The organism is Streptomyces europaeiscabiei (assembly GCF_036346855.1).
Taxonomy (GTDB): Bacteria; Actinomycetota; Actinomycetes; order Streptomycetales; family Streptomycetaceae; genus Streptomyces; species Streptomyces europaeiscabiei.
Genome location: NZ_CP107841.1, coordinates 8695948 through 8715631 on the forward strand (window position 1 = coordinate 8695948; position 19684 = coordinate 8715631).

Sequence of the window (19684 nt, forward strand, 5' to 3'; positions counted from 1 at the left end):
CAGTCTTGGGGCGCGTGGCCCCTCGTACAACCCGCAGCGGGCCATCAAAAACCCATCATCCTGACCACGCCGAGATCCAGGACGCACCGCCATGACACACCCCTACACGATCCGTGAGATCGCCCGTCAGGCCGGCCTGAGCCAGGCCACGGTCGACCGGGTCCTCAACGGCCGGGGCGGGGTGCGGGAGAGCACCGCCCGTGAGGTGCGGCAGGCCGTCAAGGACCTGGACCGGCAGCGGACGCAGGTGCGCATCGGCGGCCGTACGTTCATGGTCGACATCGTGATGCAGACCCCGGACCGGTTCTCCACGGCGGTCCGGGAGGCGCTGGAGGCCGAACTGCCGTCGCTTCATCCGGCCGTCGTACGGTCCCGCTTCCACTTCCGGGAGACGGGGTCCGCCTCGGAGATGGTCAGGGTGCTCGACCGGATCGGCCGACGCGGTTCGCAGGGTGTGATCCTCAAGGCGCCGGACGTCCCGGAGGTGACCGCGGCCGTCGAACGGCTGGTCGCGGCCGGGGTCCCCGTGGTCACCTTCGTGACGGACCTGCCGAGCAGCCCGCGCGGCGCGTACGTCGGCATAGACAACCGGGCCGCCGGGGCGACCGCCGCGTATCTGCTCCGGCAGTGGCTCGGCGACCGGCCGGGTGCCGTGCTGGTGACGATCAGCCGCAGCTTCTACCGCAACGAGGAGGAGCGCGAGATGGGCTTCCGCGGGGTGATGCGGGCCGTCGAGCCGCGGCGGACCCTCGTCGAGGTCACCGACAGCGACGGTCTCGACGCCACCCAGCGCGACCTCGTCCTCGACGCGCTGCGGCGGGAGCCGGGGATCGCCGCCGTCTACTCGATCGGCGGCGGCAACACCGCGACGCTCGACGCCTTCGCCGCGCTCGGCCGGGAGCCGCACGTCTTCGTCGCCCACGACCTCGACCACGACAACACCCGGCTGCTGCGCGAGCACCGCCTCTCCGCCGTGCTCCACCACGACCTTCGCCAGGACGTACGACGCGCCTGCCAGATGATCATGCGAGCCCATCAGGCACTCCCCGACGAGGGCCCGTTCCTCCCGTCGGCGATCCAGGTGGTGACGCCGTACAACATGCCGCCCGGGGCCGGGGCCGTCACCGGCTAGCCCCTCAGGGAGCGGCGCTCCCCGCCCGGAACGTACGCCGATACGTCAGCGGCGGCACTCCGATCGCCGCGTGCAGATGCCGGCGCAGGGACGTACCCGTGCCGAAGCCGACGTGGCCGGCGATCTCGTCGACCGGGAGGTCGGTGGATTCCAGGAGGTGGCGGGCGCGGGACACGCGTTGCTGGACGAGCCAGCGGCCGGGGCTCCTCCCGACCTCGTCGTTGAAGCGGCGGGCGAAGGTGCGCAGGCTCATCCGGGCGTGCTGGGCGAGGTCGGCCAGCGCCAGCGGAGCGTCCAGGTGTTCGAGCGCCCACTGCCGGGTGGCGGCGGTGCCGCTGGCCGGATCCTGGGGGACGGGGTGTTCGATGTACTGAGCCTGGCCGCCCTCCCGCCACGGCGGCACCACGCAGCGGCGGGCGACCCGGTTGGCGACCTCGCTGCCCTGGTCCCTGCGCACGAGGTGCAGACAGAAAGCGGGCCGCGGAGCTGGGCGTACGGCTGGAACCGATGCTCGTGGAGGCCGACCACGAGGGGATGTGGGCCATCGCCGAGCTGGTGGAGAAGGGGCAACTGCGGGCGCTCGTCGACGCGACCTTCCCGCTGGCCGAGGGCGCCGAGGCACACGCTCACGGGGAGACCTACCGCCGACCGGACGACCGGGAGGATCGTCCTCACGGTGCGCTGAGCGGCCCCGTACGGGGTCGGCTCGCGGTGAGCCCGTCGGTCAGCTGGTGACGAGTTCGGCGGTCCGGCGCTCGGCGGGGGCCACCACGGCCATGGTCACCGTCTCGTTCGCGGTCGCCGTGGCCGTCGGCACGTTCCGGCCCTCCCGGTTGCGGAACAGCCAGGCGATGTCCCGCCCGAACGACCAGAGCAGCGAGCCCAGCGCCAGCGCGACCAGGCCGAAGCCGGCCGCGTACGGGAGCAGGCCGGAGGCGGCGACCAGCAGGAAGACGCCCTGGATCGCGGCGACCGTCTTGCGGGCCATGCTGTGCGGGAGGGCGCCGTTCAGCCACGGCATGACCTTGGCGGCGGCGACGAAGACGTACCGCATGAGACCGATCAGCAGCACCCACGGGCCCATCGACATGGAGACGTAGACGCTCAGCACCAGGATCAGGAACGCGTCGACCTCCATGTCGAAGCGGGCGCCCAGCGCGGTCGAGGTGTTCGTACGCCGGGCCACCTTGCCGTCGACGCCGTCGAGGATCAGGGCCACGGCGGTCAGGCCGACGAAGAGCGAGACGGGCGGCGAGCTCTGGAACGAGTCGGCGACCAGGGCGGTGACGGCGCCGACGAGTATCGCCCGCCCGAGGGTGACGCGGTTGGCGGGGCCGAACGTGCGGGTCCGGGTGCGCAGCAGGGCACGGTTGAGGACGGCCCAGGTGGCGAGCCCGAAGGCCAGCCCGGTCAGCCAGCCCGCCGGGCCCAGTCCGATCGCCGTGCCCAGGAAGGCGAGGAGCAGCACCTGGGCGCCCGCGCCCACGGTCGTCTCCGAGAGCAACAGCCGGCCGTCGTATGTGTTGATCAGGGCCACCGCATACCTTCCGAACGTGTGACAAGTGGATCATCGCCGCGTACCGTGTCCGCGACTTCCACCGCTGCGTACGTGGCGAACCGCTCGACCGTTCACGGAGACGCACATGAAACCGACAGCCGAGGCCTTCTGGCTACGCTCCCCGGGGCAGGGTGAGATCCGCGAGGAGCCCCTCGCCGAACCCGGCGAGAACGAGGTGCTCGTCCGTGCGCTGTACTCAGGAGTCAGCCGGGGCACCGAGACGCTCGTGTTCCGCGGCCAGGTGCCCGAGAACCAGCACGCGACCATGCGCGCGCCCTTCCAGGAGGGCGAGTTCCCCGCTCCCGTGAAGTACGGCTATCTCAGCGTCGGGCGGGTGGAAGAGGGGCCGGACGCACTGGTCGGCAGGACCGTCTTCTGCCTGTATCCGCACCAGAGCCGCTACGTCGTTCCCGTGAGCGCCGTCACCGTCGTGCCGGAGTCCGTGCCCGCCGCGCGGGCCGTCCTCGCCGGGACCGTGGAGACGGCCGTCAACGCCCTGTGGGACGCGGCCCCCCTCGTCGGGGACCGGATCGCCGTCGTGGGCGGCGGCATGGTCGGCTGCTCGGTCGCCGCGCTGCTCGCCCGCTACCCGGGCGTGCGGGTCCAGCTCGTCGACGCCGACCCGGCGCGCGCCGACATCGCCCGCGCGCTCGGCGTCGACTTCGCGCTGCCCGGGGACGCGCTGGGCGAATGCGACCTCGTCGTGCACGCCAGCGCGAACGAACACGGGCTCGTACGCTCCCTGGAACTTCTCGCCGCCGAGGGCACGGTCATCGAACTGAGCTGGTACGGCGACCGCCGGATCGCCCTGCCGCTCGGCGAGGCCTTCCACTCGCGCCGGCTCACCATCCGCAGCAGCCAGGTCGGAACCGTCTCCCCGGCCGGACGCGTCGGACGTACGTACGCGGACCGGCTGGGGCTCGCCCTCGAACTCCTCGCCGACGCCCGCTTCGACGCGCTGGTCACCGGAGAGTGCGCCTTCGACGAGCTCCCGGACGTCATGCCGAAGCTGGCGAGCGGAGAGCTGCCGGGGATGTGCCATCGGGTCCGCTACGACGCCGAGTGAGCCAGAGGTCGAGTGTTCCGGGTCACCCCACCCGCCCCTGAACTGCCCGAACGGAACATTGACCTCCAAAGAAACCGCAAAACTCGGCTGAACAACGGGTAGGGAGCAGCCGTACTACACGGCATGCCCCGGCCCGGGGGCAGACGTACCGCACTGGAGGGTCGTCCGTTGTTCAGCATCACCGTCCGCGATCACATCATGATCGCCCACAGCTTCCGCGGGGAGGTCTTCGGACCCGCGCAGCGCCTCCACGGCGCCACGTTCCTCGTGGACGCCACCTTCCGACGCGCCGAACTGGACGACGACAACATCGTCGTAGACATCGGGCTGGCCACGCAGGAGCTCGGGGCCGTGGTGAGCGAGTTGAACTATCGCAACCTCGACAACGAGCCCGCCTTCGCCCACACGAACACCTCCACGGAGTTCCTGGCCAAGGTGATCGCCGACCGCCTCGCCGAGCGGATCCACAAGGGTGCCCTGGGGGAGAACGCCAAGGGCATCGCGGGAATCACGGTCACCCTGCACGAGTCGCACATCGCCTGGGCGAGTTACGAGCGTGCTCTGTGACCGACGTGACCATCGACCGGGCGGCCGTCGGCACCACCGCCCAGGCAGGCGGGGGAGAGCAGTTGAGGCTCGGCTATGTGCCCGTGCAGAACGCGGCGCTGAAGAACGCGGCCATCGTCCCCATGTCGCTGCGTTCCCTGCACTTCGTGATGCCGGGTGGCGTGGACGACCTGGCCCGGCCCAGCGGCGGCAACGCCTACGACCGCCGGATCTGCCTGGATCTGCCCGGCTTCGGCTGGCAGGTCCACAAGCACGCCATCGACGGCGGCTGGCCCAGCCCGTCCGAGACGGCGCGCGCCGAACTCGCCCGTACGCTGAGTGAATTCCCCGACGGCACGGTCGTCCTCCTCGACGGCCTGGTCGCCTGCGGAGTCCCGGAGATCATCCTCCCCGAGGCCGAGCGCCTCTGCCTGGCCGTGCTGGTGCATCTGCCGCTCGGCGACGAGACGGGCCTGGAACCCGACGTCGCCGCCGAACTCGACGCCAAGGAGCGGGCGACCCTGCGGGGCGTGTCCGCCGTGATCGCGACCAGCGAATGGGCCGTCCGCAGACTCGTGTCACACCACGGGCTCGCCCCCGAGCGCGTTCACGTCGCCGCCCCCGGCGCCGACATCGCGCCCCTCGCCTCCGGCACCGACGGTGTCTCCCGGCTGCTGTGCGTGGCCGCGGTCACCCCGCGCAAGGGGCAGCACCGGCTGGTGGAGGCCCTCGCGACCGTCACCGAACTGCGCTGGAGCTGTGTGCTGGTGGGCAGCCTCGACCAGGAGCCCGAGTACGTCGACCACATCCGCACGCTGATCGCGAAGTTCGGCCTGGAGGACCGGTTCCACCTCGCCGGACCGCAGGCCGGCGCGGAACTCGGCGCCAGCTACGCCGCCGCCGACCTGATGGTCCTCACCTCCTACGCCGAGACGTACGGCATGGCGGTCACCGAAGCCCTCGCGCGCGGAATCCCCGTCCTGGCCACGGACGTCGGCGGTCTCCCCGAGGCCGTCGGACGTGCCCCCGACGGCGGGGTCCCCGGCATCCTCGTCCCGCCGGAGAACCCCGCGGCCATCGCGGCGGAGCTGCGCGGCTGGTTCGGGGAGGCCGACGTACGGCGTCGGCTGAAGGCCGCGGCGCGCGGGCGACGGGCCGCGCTGGACGGGTGGGCGACCACGGCCCGCAGCCTCGCCCATGTACTGGGCCGGCTGCGGCACGAACCTCGGAGGGCGGCATGACCACTTCTGCCGATATGACCGCGTCCGCGGGTGGGCCCCTGTCCGTGGGTGCCACCGCCGCCGCGGGTGCGGCCGTTTCCGGTGCCGCGCTGAGCATGGCGGGACGCGGTGGTGACACACCGGCGCCCGAGGGACACCAGTACGCGCCGCAGTGGCTGGAGCTGCGCGAGAGCGCCGACGCCGACGCCCGTGCGGCGGATCTGCTGGACCCGCTGCGGATCCGTCTCGCGAACCTGCCCGGCCGGGCCACCGGGCTGACCGTCCACGACCTGGGCTGCGGCACCGGCTCGATGGGCCGCTGGCTCGCGCCCCGGCTGGACGGCGCCCAGCGGTGGGTCCTGCACGACCAGGACCCGAACCTGCTGCGGCTGGCCGTCGCGCGGGCGCCCCGTGCGGCCGCCGACGGCAGCCCCGTCACGGTCACCACGCGGCGCGGCGACATCGGGCGGCTGACGGCGGCTGACCTGGACGGCGCCTCGCTGGTCACCGCGTCCGCGCTGCTCGACGTCCTCACCCGCGAGGAGATCGAGGCGCTCGCCGCGGCCTGCGCGGGCGCGGGGGTCCCCGCCCTGCTGACCCTGTCGGTCGTGGGCCGCGTGGACGTCGTCCCCGCCCACCCCATGGACACCGAGATCGCCGAGGCGTTCAACGCCCACCAGCGTGCGAGCGATCTGCTCGGTCCGGACGCGATCACCACGGCCTGCGAGGCCTTCGCCCAGCAGGGCGCCACGGTCCGGGTCCACCCGAGTCCCTGGCAGCTCGACCGGCGGCACACCGCCCTCACCGAGGAGTGGCTGCGCGGCTGGGTCGGCGCCGCCTGCGAACAGCGCCCCGAACTCACCGAGCGCGCCGACGCCTACCTCCGCGACCGCCTCCGGGACAACGCGGCCGGCGAACTCCGCGTCGTCGTCCACCACAGCGACCTCCTGGCCCTGCCCCGGCCGACGGGCGGAGTCTCATGACAGCGCCGGTGGAGGAGGCGGTCGAGGCCCACCCGCCGGCGACGGGGGACCGTATACGCCTGCGCCCGCGCGGAGTCCGGGCCCGGGTGAGGGCCAGCACGTCCGGGGCGCCGGCGAGGATGCGCGCGCTCGGGCCCGGCACGGGGCCGCGTGAACTGCCGGCCACCGCGGCGGTACCGGGCACGGACCTGCGCGGGGCGGCCCCGGACGCGGGTTCCGAAAGAGGCTCGGCGGCGATGTCCGCTGCCACGGCGGACGGCCGCACCGCGTCGCCGACGGTCGCCTCGGACATGGGCGCCGACTCATCCACCCCCGTCCTCGGTGCGACCTCGGTGTCGGTCACTGCCTCGCAGGCCGCTGCCGACTCGGCCACGCCGGTCGGCCCCACGGCCTCGACGGAGGGCGTCCCGGGCGGAAGTTCCGTCGAGCCGGTGTCCGTGGCGGGGCCTCGGACGGTCGTGGCGCACGGAGCGACGGAGCCGGCCGGTGGCCGGAGCCGGGACGAGGCCGGTGCGGCATCCTGCCGGGCGGCCGCGCAGACGACCGCGAGCGGTGTCCTGCCCGAGGCCCCCGCGGTGTCCGTCGCCACGCCGGACGTCACCTCGCCCCAGGCCCCCGCCGAGCCCCGCCCCACCGGCAGGTTCACCCGTGTCCTGCGCACCCACTTCGGCACACTCGCCGGAACGGTCATCCTCGCCGTCGTCTTCTGGCGGATGGGGACCGGCGTGTTCGTGGACGGGCTGCGGCGGATCGACGGCGCGACGCTGGCGGCGGCGGTCGGGATCGGCGTGTTCACCACGGTGTGCAGCGCGTGGCGCTGGTGCGCGGTGACCCGGGCGCTCGGGATCAGACTGCCGCTCGGGCCGGCCGTCGCGGACTACTACCGCGCGCTGTTCCTCAACGCGGCACTGCCCGGCGGTGTGCTCGGCGATGTGCACCGCGCGGTGCGGCACGGCCGGAGTTCCGGGGACATGGGCCGGGGCGTGCGGGCGGTCGTCATCGAGCGCACCGCGGGCCAGTTGGTGCTGGCAGCCGTGGGCGTAACGGTTTTGCTGGTGCTGCCGTCCCCGGTGCTGGAGCAGACCCGTCACGCGGCGGGTGTGACCGTGCTCGTCGCGCTGGGCGCGCTGGCGATCTGGGCGGCGCTCCGGATGGGCCGCAGGCCCGGCGCGGCCGCGGGCCGGGGCCGCCGGGTCCGGGCCGCCCTCACCGAGGCGCGCGGCGCGCTGCTGAACCGCGACAGCGGCCCCGCCGTGCTGGTCTCGTCGGTGGCGGTACTGGCCGGATACGTGGCGACGTTCCTGCTCGCCGCACGCGTCGCCGGGTCCGCCGCGACCCCGCTGGAGGTGCTGCCCCTGGCGCTGCTGGCCCTGATCGCGATGAGCCTGCCGCTCAACGTCGGCGGCTGGGGCCCCCGCGAGGGCGTCACCGCCTGGTCCTTCGGCGCCGCCGGTCTGGGCGCCTCCCAGGGGCTGACCGTGGCCGTCGTCTACGGTGTGCTCAGCTTCGCGGCCGCCCTGCCCGGGGCCCTCGTGCTCGTCGGACGCTGGTACGGCTCCCTGCGGGCCCGCCGTCAGCCGACGGACGAGGCGGGTGCCGACGGCGCCTCGGGCGGAACCGTTCCCGTGTCCCAGGCGTCCGAGGTGACCAATGAGAAGTACGCCCCGAAGGATTCGACGAACCCTGCAAGCAGCTCCTTCCCCTTCGCGGCGGATGCCAGGGACGGACGGCCGATGACACCGGAATCGGTGTAGGCCGACATACCGAGGGAGAGGAGATGACGGCGGTCGTCGGCAAGGAAATCGGTGGTCTCGTGACCGGGCCGGACCAATTCGGGGTGGCAATGCAGAAGTATGGAGGTCTCTATTTCTCCCGCATGCATATCGCTGAGCAACGAGGTCTGTACGCCCGCCCGTTCGCGGGCGGATTCCCAGTCCTCCATCGCCGGGAAAAGCGCCATTCGATGTCCCGCCGCGGTGGATTCCTGGACGACATTGCCCAGAACATAATTCCCACCGTGACCGTTCACCACCACCAGAGCCTCGACGCCCGACCGGCGCAGGGACGCGGCGATGTCGCGGACCATCGCGTGCAGGGTCGTCGCGGAAATGCTGACGGTGCCCGGCCAGGCCGCGTGCTCGTGCGAGCAGGCGATGGTCACGGGCGGGAGGAGATGCACCGGGTACGCGGCGGCTATCTCCCGGGATATGGCGCAGGCGACGAGCGTGTCGGTGGCCAGCGGCAGATACGGGCCGTGCTGCTCGTAGCTGCCGACGGGAAGCACCGCGACCTGTCGGCCGGCCTTCGCCCCCCGCGCGCGGACGTCCGCGGTGGTGTCCGTCGGTACAAGACTCGAACTGCTCATCTTTTCAAGGCCTCTCGTCTCTGCTGATGCTCCGTCATTTTCGCATGACGTCAGGGCTTACCAGATTGGAATCAGATCATGACAGAAAATGTTGGTGTACTCGGCACGAATGCCCAGTCCTCCGGCGCCGTACGCGTGGTGAACGCCCCCCTGCCCACGACGTACGGCGACTTCGAGGCCGTAGGTTATCTCGACCAGGACCGCGGCGAGGAACAAGTGGCGTTGGTGTTCGGCGACATCAGCGGCGGTGAGGGAATTCTCATACGGCTGCACTCGGAGTGCCTGACCGGTGACGCGTTCGGTTCCCAGCACTGCGAATGCGGCGAGCAGCTCGACAGCGCGCTCCGGTCGATAGTCGCCGAGGGGCGCGGCGTTCTCGTCTATCTGCGCGGCCACGAGGGCCGCGGCATCGGTCTGCTGGCCAAGCTCCAGGCGATGAAGCTCCAGGCGGAGGGGCTGGACACCGTCGAGGCGAACCTCGCCCTCGGGCTGCCGGTGGACGCCCGCGACTACCGGGTGGCGGCCGAGATGCTGCACGACCTCGGCGTACGGTCGGTCCGGCTGATGTCGAACAACCCGCGCAAGCGGGAGGCGCTGCTGCGCCACGGCATCGCGGTCTCCGAGCAGGTGCCGCTGTTGATCACGCCGTGCGAGGACAACATCACCTACCTGCGCACCAAGCGGGAGCGGCTCGACCACTACCTGCCGCACCTGGACGCGGTGGTCCACTCGTCCTGAGCGCCGGGGTTCGCGCGGCGGCCGTCCCGGAGGCGACTGAAAGCTCCGACACCGGCCGCCGCGCCCGCCCGGAGCCCCGTACGCAACTCCCCTTCGGGCAAGTACCGGGGCGCTCCGCTTCGGGCAAGTAAGGGGACGCTCCGCATGAACGTTCGCCCGTGGTGGAAGACCTGACTCCGTCGGGTGGTCCGACCACGTCCGGTCGAAGGGAGCGTTCGTGATCCGCAGCGCACGGGTCGTCGTCATCGGCGGAGGCGTCATCGGGACGAGCATCGCCTACCACCTGGCCGCCGCCGGAGTGGACGACGTCGTCCTAGTCGAACGCGACGAGCTGGCCTCCGGATCGACCGCGAGGGCCGCCGGCGGGGTCCGCGCGCAGTTCTCCGACGAACTCAACATCCAGCTCGGCGCCCGCAGTCTGGAGGCGTTCGGCCGTTTCAGGCAGGAGCTGGGCCACGACATCGGACTCCACCGGGTCGGCTACCTCTTCCTCCTGACCACCCCCGACGAGGTCGCCCAGTTCGAGGCGGGCGTACAGCTCCAGAACGACCTGGGTGTGCCCAGCCGCATGGTCGATCCCGCCGAGGCCCGGCGGCTCTCCCCGCTGATCTCCACCGAGGGCCTGCTAGCCGCCGCGTTCTCGCCCGACGACGGGCACTGCACCCCCGAGTCCGTGGTCCACGGCTACGCCGCCGGGGCCCGCCGCCACGGCGCGACCGTGCTGCGCAACTGCGAGGTCCAGTCCATCGAGACCTGGCGGGACACGATCACCGCGGTGGTCACGAGCAAGGGCCGCATCGTCACCGACACGGTCGTGTGCGCGGCCGGCGCCTGGTCCCGGTCCGTCGGCGCCATGGTGGGTGTGGACCTCCCGGTGGAGCCCCTGCGCCGCCAGATCGCCGTCACGGAACCGGTCCCCGGCCTCCCGCCGAACCTCCCCATGACGATCGACTTCACCAGCAGCCTCTACTTCCACACCGAGGGCCCCGGTCTCCTCGTCGGCATGTCCGACCCCGACGAACGGCCCGGCTTCGCCACCGACACCCACGACCGCTGGATCCCCCGGCTGTACGAGGCCATGGAGCGCCGTGCGCCCGGCCTGCTCGATCTGCGCCGGACCGGCGGCTGGGCGGGCCTGTACGAGATCACACCGGACCACAACGCCCTGATCGGCGAGGCCGGTTCGTGCTCCCGCTTCCTGTACGCGACCGGGTTCTCCGGCCACGGTTTCCTCCAGGGCCCGGCGGTCGGCGAGGTGGTCCGTGACCTGTACCTCGGGCGCGTACCCTTCGTCGACATCAGCCCGCTGAGCGTCGACCGGTTCACGGCCGACTCCCTGCGCCCGGAGGCCAACCTCGTATGACCGATCTCCACTTGTGGCTCCGCCACGAGACCCGCACCACCGAACGCCGCACCCCGATCGTGCCGTCCGACGCCCGGCGGCTCGTCGAGAGCGGGGCGAGGCTCACGGTCGAGGACTCCCCACAGCGGATCTTCCCCACCGAGGAGTACGAGGCGGCCGGGTGCCAGGTCGCCGACCCCGGCTCGTGGGTGTCGGCGTCCGCGCAGGCCGTGGTCGTGGGGCTCAAGGAACTCCCGGACGCACCCACGCGATTGACGCACCGTCATATCTTCTTCGGGCACGCCTACAAGGGACAGCCCGGTGCCGGGACGCTGCTGCGCAGGTTCGCGGCCGGGGGCGGTGCGCTGCTCGACCTGGAGTACCTGGAGGACGACCGGGGCCGCAGACTCGCCGCCTTCGGCTTCTGGGCCGGCTATCTGGGCGCGGCCCTCGCCGTACTCCACCACCGGGGCATGCTGCGGGCCCCGCTCCGGCCGACCTCCAAGGAGGCGATGGAGGCCGAGCTCCGCGCGTCCACCGGTGACGTGAGCGCGCTGGTGATCGGCGCCCTGGGCCGCAGCGGCCGGGGTGCGCGCGTGGCGCTCGGCGAAGCGGGCGTCGAACCGACCTGCTGGGACCTCGCCGAGACCCGTGACCTGGACCGACCGGCGCTGCTGGCACACGAGTTGATGGTCAACACGGTCCTGACGACCAGTCCGGTCCCGCCCTTCCTGACGGACAAGGACCTCGACGGCCCGGACCGCCGGCTCAGGACGCTCTCCGACGTCACCGTCGACGTCGGCTCACCCATGAACGTCCTGCCGGTCTACGACACGACCACGGAATGGGACCACCCCGTACGGCGGCTGCGCGAGCACCCTCCGCTCGATCTCATCGCCATCGACAACCTGCCCTCCCTGCTGCCCCGGGAGGCGAGCACCGACTTCTCGGCCGCACTGCTGCCGCAGTTGCTGGACTTCGAGACCGGGGGTGCGTGGGGCCGCTGCCTGGACCGATTCCGTCAGGTCAGCGACGAACTGGGGCTCACAGAAAGGTAGTCGCCCGATGACCGAGATGGTCCCCGCGAGCGGTACCGTCCACTGGGTCGGCGCCGGCCTGTCCACGGGCAGCGGCCTGGCGGCGCTGTGCGACACAGCCGCCCGGGTGCGGCTGTGGCACCGCACCGAGGAGCGCGCCGGGCAGGCCCTGGCCGCGCTGGGCCTGGCGGGCCGCGCCGAGCCCCGCGCGTACACCCTGCCGGCACTCGTGGCCGAGCTGGCCCCCGGGGACATCGTGGTCTCGATGCTCCCGGCCCCGGACCACGGCCCGCTGCTCCACGCGTGTGTCGGGGCGCGGGCCCACTTCGCCTGCTCCAGCTATGTCTCGGACGCGATCCTGGAGCAGGTGCCGGCGGCCTCGGCCGCGGGGGTCACCGTCCTGACCGAGGCGGGCCTCGACCCGGGCATCGACCACCTCTTCGCGCACAGCCTGATCGCCCGGGCGACCGCCGCGATCGGTCCGCGGACCGCCGCCTCGTACACCCTCACCTCGTACTGCGGCGGCGTCCCCGCCGTACCCAACGACTTCAGGTACCGCTTCAGCTGGGCACCGGCCGGTGTGCTCAACGCCCTGCGCTCGCCCGCCCGTTACATCGAGGACGGCGCCGAGACGACGGCCGACCGGCCCTGGACGGCGACCCGCCCCCATGTCGTCGACGGCGAGACCTTCGAGGCCTACCCGAACCGCGACAGCGTTCCCTTCGTCGGCCAGTACGGCCTCCCACCGGCCTGGAAACCGCAGACCTTCGTGCGCGGCACCCTCCGTCTCGACGGCTGGCTCAGCGCCTGGGCGCCGGTCTTCGCGGAGCTGGAGGACGGCGACGACCTGCGCATCGCCGCGCTGGCACGGGAGTTGGCCGCCCGCTATCCGACCACCGACACCGACCGCGACCGGGTCGTCCTGACCGTCAGCCTCGACGTGCGCGCCGGTTCGGGCGAGCGCTGGTCCGGCCGCTACCTCCTCGACGTCGTCGGCACGCAGGAGGAGAGCGCGATGGCCCGCCTGGTGTCCCGCCCCCTCGCCCTCGGGGTGGGACACATCCTCGACGGCTCACTGCCGGTGGGCCTCAGCCGGGCGGCGGAGACGGGCGGGCGATCCGAGACGTGGCTGTCCGAACTGGCACGGGCCGGTGTGGAGTTCGGGTTGCGGACCGACTAGGGGTGCGGTCCGCTTCTGTCCGGGGGCGCGGGGGCTGTGTCCGCTCTGCGGCTCCGCCGCGTGGGCGCGACAAGTCCCCACCGACCCGCGGTCGTGCCTTCCGGAGTCAGCCCACCACGGCCTCATGCACCAACCGCTTCAGCTGCGGATACACGGAGAACGACGAACGCCGCCGCACCTGCGTCATGAACTGGACCGTCAGGTCCCGGCGCGGATCCACCCAGAAGATCGTCGTCGCCGCCCCGGTCCACCCGAACGTGCCCGGAGAGGAGGGGCATTCGGTCACGGAGGGGTCGATGACGACGGAGACCCCGAGGCCGAAGCCGACGCCCACATTGCCCGGCTGCCGGTGGAACGCACTGCCGTGCGAGTGAATGTCGACGCCCCCCGGCAGCTGATTCGTGGCCATCATGTCGACGGACTCGGCGGAGAGCAGCCGTACGCCGTCGAGTTCGCCGCGGCGGCGCAGGAACTCGGCGAAGCGGTGGTAGTCCCGGGCGGTGGCGGCCAGGCCGCCGCTGCCGGAGAGGAAGCGCGGCCGGCCGCGCAGCGGGAGGCCGGGAACGGGCGTGATCGAGCCGTCCTCCTGCTCGCCGTACAACTCGGCCAGCCTGCCCGCCTGTTCGGGGCTGATCTGGAAGCACGCGTCCGTCATGCCGAGCGGGCCGAGGATCCGCTCGGCGAAGAACGCGTCGAGGTCCTGTCCCGACACCACCTCGACGATCCGGCCGAGGACGTTGGTGGAGACGGAGTAGTTCCACTGCGAGCCCGGCTCGAACTGCAGCGGCAGGCGCGCGTACTCCGCGCACGTCTGCGCCAGGGTGGCGCCCGGCCGTACGGAGTTCTCCAGGCCCGCGTCGCGGTAGAGCGCGTCGACGGGGTGGTCGTAGTAGAAGCCGAACGTCAGGCCCGAGGTGTGGGTCATCAGATGGCGGACGAGGATCGGCTGCTCGGCCGGGCGGGTCCGGACGTCGGCGCCCGCACCGGACTCGTACACGCGCGGCTCGGCGAACTCCGGGAGGTAGCGGGAGACCGGGTCCGAGAGCGACAGTCTTCCCTCCTCGATCAGTATCAGTGCGGCGACCGAAGTGACGGGCTTCGTCATGGAGTAGACCCGCCACAACGTGTCGGTCTCGACGGGGAGCCGTGCCTCGCGGTCGCGCTGTCCGTACGTCGTCAGGTGGGCGACGCGACCGCCGCGGGCCAGGGACAGCAGGTAGCCGGGCAGCCGGCCCTCGTCGACCTGCCGTGCCAGGTACTCGTCCAGACGGGCCAGGGTCTTCGGGTCGAGGCCGGCCTCGCGCGGCTCGACCTCTCGGCGCAGTCGTTCCATGATGGTTCTCCTCCGGTGACCCGGGTTACGGCTCTGTTTCATCGTTCTTGTCTTCATCGTTCCGTACTGATCGCGTTCCATCCCTCGCGGGGCGGGCGGGTCGGGGCATTCGTAGGGCGAGGGGTGCACCGAGCGCGGCCACACCGGCCAGGAGCAGCAGCGCTGGGCCCGTGCCGAGCGGCATGAGCGTGGTCGCGGCCGCCACCCCCAGCGTGGGGCCGATGTTCATCGCGGTCTGTTGCAGCCCGCCCGCCACGCCCGCCGACTCCGGCGGCGCATGCCGTACGACGACGGCGGTCGCGGTGACCATCAGCGCGCCGAAACCGGCCCCCAGCAGCAGGAATCCGCCCCCGATCACCATCGTCGACGATCCCGGGCCGAGCCGGGACAACGCCAGGACCCCGCCGGTGAGCAGCACCGTGCCCGTGAGGGCCGTGGGACGGGCGCCCCAGCGGCGCAGCAGTACGGCCGACAGCGGTGCCCCGAGCACCATCGTCACGCCGCCGGGCAGCGCGACGAGGCTCGTTGTCAGCGGGTCCATGCCCAGTACGTCCTGGAGGACGAAGCTGCACACGAACAGCGCGCCGAGCATCGCCGCCGACGCGGCCACCAGCACCCCGAGCGCGGCACACACCGTGGCCGACCCCACCACGGCGGGCGGCAACAGCGGGTCGGGGGTGCGCTGTTCATGCCGGACGAGGGCGAAGGCGGACGCGGCGCCGATCAGCAGGCCGAGCACACCGGTCGCCGTCCAGCCGTGCTCCGCCACCCCGACCAGCGTGTGCACGAGAGCCGCCAGGGCCACGGCCAGCAGCGCGGCGCCCGGCAGGTCGAGGCGGGTGGTGGAGACCCGCTTCGCGTCGCGCGCCATCGGGGTGCGCACCGCCAGCGCCAGCAGGCCCATGACCAGGGCCGGTACGACGTTGAGGAAGAACACCGCCCGCCAGCCCAGCTGGGCGACGAGCGCACCGCCGACCAGTGGGCCGGCGGCGACCGCCACACCGATGGCGCTGGTCCGCAGCGCGATGGGCATCCCCAGTCGGTCGGGCGGGAAGGCGCCCCGCAGCATCCCGAGGGTGGCGGGCTGCAACAGGGCGCCGAAGACGCCCTGGACGACCCGCAACCCGATCACCCAGCCCACACCGGGAGCGAACCCGATACCGGCGGAGGCCGCGCCGAACCCCAACACCCCGCAGGCGAACACGCGTTGGTGCCCGAACCGGTCACCCAGGCGCCCGGCGAACACCAACAGCCCGGCCACCGCGATCAGATACCCGGTGCTGGTCCACTGCGCCTCGGTGAGGGAGGCGTCCAGGTCCCGCCGCAGGGTCGGCTGAGCGATCGTCAGCACGGTTCCGTCGAGGGCGACGATCACGGCACCGAGGACACTGTTGGCGAGGGTGAGACGGCGGTGCGGCGCGGACATCGGTGCGCCCCGGTCGACGCAGGCCTGCGACGTGGCGGCCGTCATCGCTCCTCGCTCCCCAGGTGCGCGTCCAGCGCGGTGTGCAGCAGGGGTGCGAAGTCATCGACGCCCGTGGTGAGTTGGAGGCTGCCCCAGATCCACAGCTGGGCGATGCCGTAGAGGTTCGCCAGCAGCGCGCCCGCCACCAGCCGGGTGTCGGCGTCGGGCCGGGCCCGTCCGACCAGGTCCACCAGCAGGGAGAAGACCGGCAGGCTGGCGTCGCGCAGCCCCAACTCGTTGCTCTCCAAGAGATCGTGACGGAACATCAACTCATGCATGCCCCGGTGGGTGAGCGCGAAGTCGAGATACACGCGCCCCAGCGTCGCGATCTGCTCGCGCGGGCTCGCCGTACCCTCCCCGAGTGCCTCTGCCCCCTTGGCCGCCAACTCCTCGAAGCCCCGCCGCGCGATGGCCGACAGCAGCTCCAGGTGGGTCGGGAAGTAGCGGCGCGGCGCCCCGTGCGACACCCCCGCCCGCCGTGCGATCTCCCGCAGGGACAGCGCCTGGACGCCCTCCGCCGTGACCAACTCGACGCCTACGTCGACCAGCCGGGACCGCAGCCCCGAGTTCGGCTCGCTCATAGACACTGTCTACCAGGCAGCGGTAGACAGTGTCTACTGAAGTGGATCTGCTCGCTGATCTACTCCTTGGTGCGGTCGGCCGCTCTCTCCAGTACGCACAGCCGGCTTTCGTCGGGATCGCCGATGTACGTCCACAGGACCGGGTCCTTCGACGTGCCTCGCGCTTCGTACTGGCCCCGCACACCGCCGGGCGTGAACGTGAGAAGGACCGTGGAGGTGGGGGTGTCCGTGCCGATGCCGTTGTCGGTGTCGTGTTCCCAGGTTCCCGCGCCGGGGGTCGGGGAGGCGACATCATCGAAATGGTCGTCGTCGTTGTCGTCGAAGTCGCCGCAGATCTTGGCCGATGTGAACGTCCCGCCCTCCTTCAGCACCAGACGTCCACCCTGCCCGTCCACCCATGCGCCCGTGACCTCGGCCGTGCTCATGGTCAAGGGCTCGCCGTCGGGTACGGGGTTGAACACGCGGCTCACTATGAACAGCAGCGCGAACGCGCCGATCCCGAGCAGGAACAGCAGACCGCACCCCGCCGCTCCGACGAGCGGGACGATCAGCCCGATCCGCCAACGCCGTCGGCTCATCTCGGCCGATGGCCACCCCTGCCACGGAGGCGGGGTGGCTCTGTAAGGGTTCTCGCCGCGCTTCACATCGTCCCCCTGATGGTGGTGCCGCCCTGTCGCGGCGGTGCGGTCATCATGCCGCTGAGCTGGGAGGGTCTTCGCATCGGGGTCGTTCGCGGGGGCCGCCCTCGTGCCGTCCGCCGCCACGCACGAGTCCCCGGACACCTCGAAGGTGTCCGGGGACCCGGAGCGGAACCCGGTCGTGGCTCAGGCCGCGACGCGCTCCCGGTCGTTCTTCTCGCGCGGGGTGCGGACACCGAGGAGCTCGGTCGGGACCTTGTGGGTCTCGCGGGCGGTGAGCGCGGCGACGACCGGAGGGATGCACAGGGCCGTGGTGAAGAGGGCCACGGCGAACCAGTCGTCGCCGTCCGGGCCGGCGATCTGCGCGGCGAAGGTGACCGCGAAACCGGCGACCGCGAAGCCGATCTGGGTGCCGATGGCCATGCCGGACAGGCGGACCCGGGTGGAGAACATCTCGCCGTAGAAAGAGGGCCAGATGCCGTTCGCGGCGCTGTAGACGACACCGAAGGTGACGATGCCCAGGATCAGGACCAGCGGGTAGGAGCCGGTGGAGATCGCCCACAGGTAGGCGAACATCATCACCGCGCTGCCGGCCGCGCCGATCGCGAACACCGGGCGGCGGCCGATGCGGTCGGAGAGCGTGGCCCACAGCGGGATCGCGCCGAGCGCGACCAGGTTGGCGAGCGCGCCCACCCACAGCATGGACGAACGGGACAGACCCACCGACTCGCTCGTGCCGTACGCCAGCGCCCACACGGTGAAGATCGTGGAGACCGAGGCGACCAGCGCGCCCGCGATCACCCGCAGCACGTCCGCCCAGTGCTCGCGCAGGAGGATGGCCAGCGGCAGCTTGGCGACGCCCTCGGACTCGGTCTGCGCGGTGAAGGCCGGGGTCTCCTCCAGCGTGCGGCGGATGACGTAGCCGACGACGGCGACCGCGATGCTCATCCAGAACGGGACGCGCCAGCCCCAGGACAGCAGCTGGTCCTCGGGGAGCGCGGCGATCGGGATGAAGACCAGGGTGGCGAGCAGCTGCCCGCCCTGGGTGCCGCTGAGGGTGAAGCTGGTGAAGAAGCCGCGCCGGTCCGACGGCGCGTGTTCCAGCGTCATGGAGTTGGCGCTGGCCTGCTCACCGGCCGCCGAGATGCCCTGCAGGACACGGCAGAGCACCAGGAGGACCGGGGCGAGGGTGCCGACCTGGTCGCGGGTGGGCAGGCAGCCGATCAGGAACGTCGACACACCCATCAGGATCAGCGTGAAGACCATGATCTTCTTGCGGCCCAGCCGGTCCCCGAAGTGCCCGAGGAACAGCGCGCCGATCGGCCGTGCCGCGTACGCGACACCGAACGTGCCCAGCGACAGCAGGGTCGCGGTGGCCGGATCGGACTCGTCGAAGAAGACCGTCGGGAAGATCAGGGCGGCGGCGCTGCCGTAGATGAAGAAGTCGTAGTACTCCAGGGCGCTGCCGATCCAGGCGGCCGTGGCGGCCTTCTTGGGCTGGCCCGGAGGTGCGGCGGGGACGGACACGGCGTGCTCCTTCGAGGGATCTCCACCGTAGGCGGAGGAAGGCAAGTGCTGCTGGGGGAGGCAGGTGCTGCAGAGGGGGGAGGGGTGCCGGATCCCTGGGGGTGGCGGGGCGGCCGTGCCGGGGGCTACCCGGCTATGTAACGCACTGGATAGTTAATAGCGGTTGGCTACGGATGTTGCGCCGACGTTTCTCGGGTGTCAAGAGGTCATGCGGAAGGATCTTCCCGGCGGGATCCGGCCGAGACCCGGCCGGGACCGTTCACCTCGCCGCCGGGGCCTCAGTCCGCCGCGCGGTCCGCCGTCAGGTAGGTGATCACCATGTCGCCCAGCATCTGGCGATAGTGCTCGCGCCTGCCGGGGTCGACCAGGTCGCGGCCGAAGAGGGCGCCGAAGGTGTGCCGGTTGGCGACGCGGAAGAAGCAGAACGCGCTGATCATCGCGTGCAGGTCGACGGCGTCGACGTCCGCCGTGAACAGGCCCGACTTCTGGCCCGACTCCAGGATCCGGCGGATCACGTCCAGTGCGGGCGAGCCGATCTTGCCGAGCATCTCGGAGGAGGCGATGTGCTCGGCCTCGTGGATGTTCTCGATGCTCACCAGGCGGATGAAGTCGGGGTGGGCCTCGTGGTGGTCGAACGTCACCTCGGCGAGCCGGCGGATGGCCGCGACCGGGTCCAGATGTTCGACGTCCAGCTCCTGCTCCGTCTGCCGGATCACGGAGTACGCCCGCTCCAGCACGGCGGTGAACAGCTGCTCCTTGCCGCCGAAGTAGTAGTAGATCATCCGCTTTGTGGTGCGGGTCCGGGCGGCGATCTCGTCGACCCGGGCACCGGCGAACCCGGAACGCGCGAACTCCTTGGTCGCGACGTCGAGAATCTCGGCCTTGGTGCGGGCGGCGTCACGGATGCGCCCGTTCGGTCGTGCCGGTTCTTCGACGCTGGTCATCGCGTTCCTTCGGGCAAGGGGCCAGTGTC

18 protein-coding genes and 2 pseudogenes are annotated in these 19684 nt (G+C 71.9%); 11 read left to right on the top strand and 9 right to left on the bottom strand.

Going from position 1 to position 19684, the window contains the following annotated elements:
* The first annotated feature begins 91 nt into the window (after window positions 1-91).
* Entirely contained in the window at window positions 92-1132 is a 1041-nt protein-coding gene (locus OG858_RS37780) for a LacI family DNA-binding transcriptional regulator (protein ID WP_086749775.1), read from the top strand.
* A 4-nt stretch (window positions 1133-1136) separates the two neighbouring features.
* On the opposite strand, the pseudogene OG858_RS37785 reads toward OG858_RS37780, so the two are convergent.
* Window positions 1137-1601 (bottom strand): annotated as a pseudogene (locus tag OG858_RS37785) (GlxA family transcriptional regulator); the annotation flags it as partial.
* A gap of 38 nt (window positions 1602-1639) precedes the next feature.
* Between OG858_RS37785 and OG858_RS37790 the strand changes: the two are divergent.
* Window positions 1640-1867 (top strand): zinc-binding dehydrogenase, encoded by a 228-nt coding sequence (locus tag OG858_RS37790; protein ID WP_373420835.1) that lies wholly within the window; start codon window positions 1640-1642, stop codon window positions 1865-1867.
* On the opposite strand, the gene OG858_RS37795 is transcribed toward OG858_RS37790, so the two are convergent.
* The gene (locus tag OG858_RS37795) at window positions 1857-2669 is read right to left on the bottom strand and encodes a CDP-alcohol phosphatidyltransferase family protein (RefSeq protein WP_086749776.1); all 813 of its coding nucleotides are present in this window, start codon (window positions 2667-2669) and stop codon (window positions 1857-1859) included. The genes OG858_RS37790 and OG858_RS37795 overlap by 11 nt on opposite strands.
* A gap of 106 nt (window positions 2670-2775) precedes the next feature.
* On the opposite strand from OG858_RS37795, the gene OG858_RS37800 reads away from it, so the two are divergent.
* The 5 genes and pseudogenes from OG858_RS37800 to OG858_RS37820 form a co-directional block, all read left to right on the top strand.
* Window positions 2776-3756 (top strand): zinc-dependent alcohol dehydrogenase, encoded by a 981-nt coding sequence (locus OG858_RS37800; RefSeq protein WP_328544001.1) that lies wholly within the window; start codon window positions 2776-2778, stop codon window positions 3754-3756.
* Between the two features lie 168 nt (window positions 3757-3924).
* Window positions 3925-4323, top strand: coding sequence for a 6-pyruvoyl trahydropterin synthase family protein (locus OG858_RS37805; protein ID WP_005484824.1), 399 nt, complete (start codon window positions 3925-3927; stop codon window positions 4321-4323).
* Window positions 4320-5543, top strand: a complete 1224-nt coding sequence (locus tag OG858_RS37810) for a glycosyltransferase family 4 protein (RefSeq protein WP_086749778.1) — start codon at window positions 4320-4322, stop codon at window positions 5541-5543. The genes OG858_RS37805 and OG858_RS37810 overlap by 4 nt, the downstream gene beginning before the upstream one ends.
* On the top strand, window positions 5540-6505 hold the full coding sequence (locus OG858_RS37815; protein ID WP_319064108.1) for a class I SAM-dependent methyltransferase: 966 nt from the start codon (window positions 5540-5542) through the stop codon (window positions 6503-6505). Before OG858_RS37810 ends, OG858_RS37815 begins: the two co-directional genes overlap by 4 nt.
* Before the next feature lie 713 nt (window positions 6506-7218).
* Window positions 7219-7965: pseudogene (locus tag OG858_RS37820) on the top strand (lysylphosphatidylglycerol synthase transmembrane domain-containing protein); the annotation flags it as partial.
* A gap of 113 nt (window positions 7966-8078) precedes the next feature.
* Here OG858_RS37820 and OG858_RS37825 read toward each other — a convergent pair.
* Entirely contained in the window at window positions 8079-8870 is a 792-nt protein-coding gene (locus OG858_RS37825) for a creatininase family protein (RefSeq protein ID WP_319064107.1), read from the bottom strand.
* 78 nt (window positions 8871-8948) lie between these two features.
* Here OG858_RS37825 and ribA point away from each other — a divergent pair, with 78 nt between their 5' ends.
* The 4 genes from ribA to OG858_RS37845 all read left to right on the top strand — a co-directional run bounded on the left by ribA (window position 8949) and on the right by OG858_RS37845 (window position 13167).
* On the top strand, window positions 8949-9608 hold the full coding sequence (gene ribA / locus OG858_RS37830) for a GTP cyclohydrolase II (protein WP_037704253.1): 660 nt from the start codon (window positions 8949-8951) through the stop codon (window positions 9606-9608).
* Between the two features lie 217 nt (window positions 9609-9825).
* Window positions 9826-10971: an NAD(P)/FAD-dependent oxidoreductase gene (locus OG858_RS37835; RefSeq protein ID WP_086753352.1), complete on the top strand. Its 1146-nt coding sequence runs from the start codon at window positions 9826-9828 to the stop codon at window positions 10969-10971.
* Entirely contained in the window at window positions 10968-12008 is a 1041-nt protein-coding gene (locus OG858_RS37840; protein ID WP_319064105.1) for a saccharopine dehydrogenase, read from the top strand. Before OG858_RS37835 ends, OG858_RS37840 begins: the two co-directional genes overlap by 4 nt.
* 7 nt (window positions 12009-12015) lie before the next feature.
* Complete coding sequence (locus OG858_RS37845; RefSeq protein ID WP_319064104.1) at window positions 12016-13167, top strand: saccharopine dehydrogenase family protein; 1152 nt, start codon at window positions 12016-12018, stop codon at window positions 13165-13167.
* A 106-nt stretch (window positions 13168-13273) separates the two neighbouring features.
* Here OG858_RS37845 and OG858_RS37850 read toward each other — a convergent pair whose 3' ends face one another.
* The 6 genes from OG858_RS37850 to OG858_RS37875 form a co-directional block, all read right to left on the bottom strand.
* Window positions 13274-14500 (bottom strand): serine hydrolase domain-containing protein, encoded by a 1227-nt coding sequence (locus OG858_RS37850; RefSeq protein WP_319064103.1) that lies wholly within the window; start codon window positions 14498-14500, stop codon window positions 13274-13276.
* Window positions 14501-14525: 25 nt separating this feature from the next.
* On the bottom strand, window positions 14526-15971 hold the full coding sequence (locus OG858_RS37855) for an MFS transporter (protein ID WP_327725308.1): 1446 nt from the start codon (window positions 15969-15971) through the stop codon (window positions 14526-14528).
* Window positions 15968-16546, bottom strand: coding sequence for a TetR/AcrR family transcriptional regulator (locus OG858_RS37860; protein ID WP_086754394.1), 579 nt, complete (start codon window positions 16544-16546; stop codon window positions 15968-15970). Before OG858_RS37860 ends, OG858_RS37855 begins: the two co-directional genes overlap by 4 nt.
* A 59-nt stretch (window positions 16547-16605) precedes the next feature.
* On the bottom strand, window positions 16606-17124 hold the full coding sequence (locus OG858_RS37865; RefSeq protein WP_256961216.1) for a hypothetical protein: 519 nt from the start codon (window positions 17122-17124) through the stop codon (window positions 16606-16608).
* Between the two features lie 246 nt (window positions 17125-17370).
* Window positions 17371-18711: an MFS transporter gene (locus OG858_RS37870; RefSeq protein WP_319064102.1), complete on the bottom strand. Its 1341-nt coding sequence runs from the start codon at window positions 18709-18711 to the stop codon at window positions 17371-17373.
* Between the two features lie 278 nt (window positions 18712-18989).
* Window positions 18990-19655 (bottom strand): TetR/AcrR family transcriptional regulator, encoded by a 666-nt coding sequence (locus OG858_RS37875; protein WP_037704243.1) that lies wholly within the window; start codon window positions 19653-19655, stop codon window positions 18990-18992.
* Window positions 19656-19684: the final 29 nt, after the last annotated feature.

Bases quoted from the DNA above. Each gene is read 5' to 3' on its own strand.
- OG858_RS37845 (WP_319064104.1), top strand. From the start codon at position 12,016: ATGACCGAGATGGTCCCCGCGAGCGGTACCGTCCACTGGGTCGGCGCC.
- OG858_RS37865 (WP_256961216.1), bottom strand. From the start codon at position 17,124: ATGAGCCGACGGCGTTGGCGGATCGGGCTGATCGTCCCGCTCGTCGGA.
- ribA (WP_037704253.1), top strand. From the start codon at position 8,949: ATGACAGAAAATGTTGGTGTACTCGGCACGAATGCCCAGTCCTCCGGC.
- OG858_RS37850 (WP_319064103.1), bottom strand. From the start codon at position 14,500: ATGGAACGACTGCGCCGAGAGGTCGAGCCGCGCGAGGCCGGCCTCGAC.
- OG858_RS37800 (WP_328544001.1), top strand. From the start codon at position 2,776: ATGAAACCGACAGCCGAGGCCTTCTGGCTACGCTCCCCGGGGCAGGGT.
- OG858_RS37875 (WP_037704243.1), bottom strand. From the start codon at position 19,655: ATGACCAGCGTCGAAGAACCGGCACGACCGAACGGGCGCATCCGTGAC.
- OG858_RS37860 (WP_086754394.1), bottom strand. From the start codon at position 16,546: ATGAGCGAGCCGAACTCGGGGCTGCGGTCCCGGCTGGTCGACGTAGGC.
- OG858_RS37790 (WP_373420835.1), top strand. From the start codon at position 1,640: ATGCTCGTGGAGGCCGACCACGAGGGGATGTGGGCCATCGCCGAGCTG.
- OG858_RS37840 (WP_319064105.1), top strand. From the start codon at position 10,968: ATGACCGATCTCCACTTGTGGCTCCGCCACGAGACCCGCACCACCGAA.
- OG858_RS37815 (WP_319064108.1), top strand. From the start codon at position 5,540: ATGACCACTTCTGCCGATATGACCGCGTCCGCGGGTGGGCCCCTGTCC.
- OG858_RS37855 (WP_327725308.1), bottom strand. From the start codon at position 15,971: ATGACGGCCGCCACGTCGCAGGCCTGCGTCGACCGGGGCGCACCGATG.
- OG858_RS37825 (WP_319064107.1), bottom strand. From the start codon at position 8,870: ATGAGCAGTTCGAGTCTTGTACCGACGGACACCACCGCGGACGTCCGC.
- OG858_RS37780 (WP_086749775.1), top strand. From the start codon at position 92: ATGACACACCCCTACACGATCCGTGAGATCGCCCGTCAGGCCGGCCTG.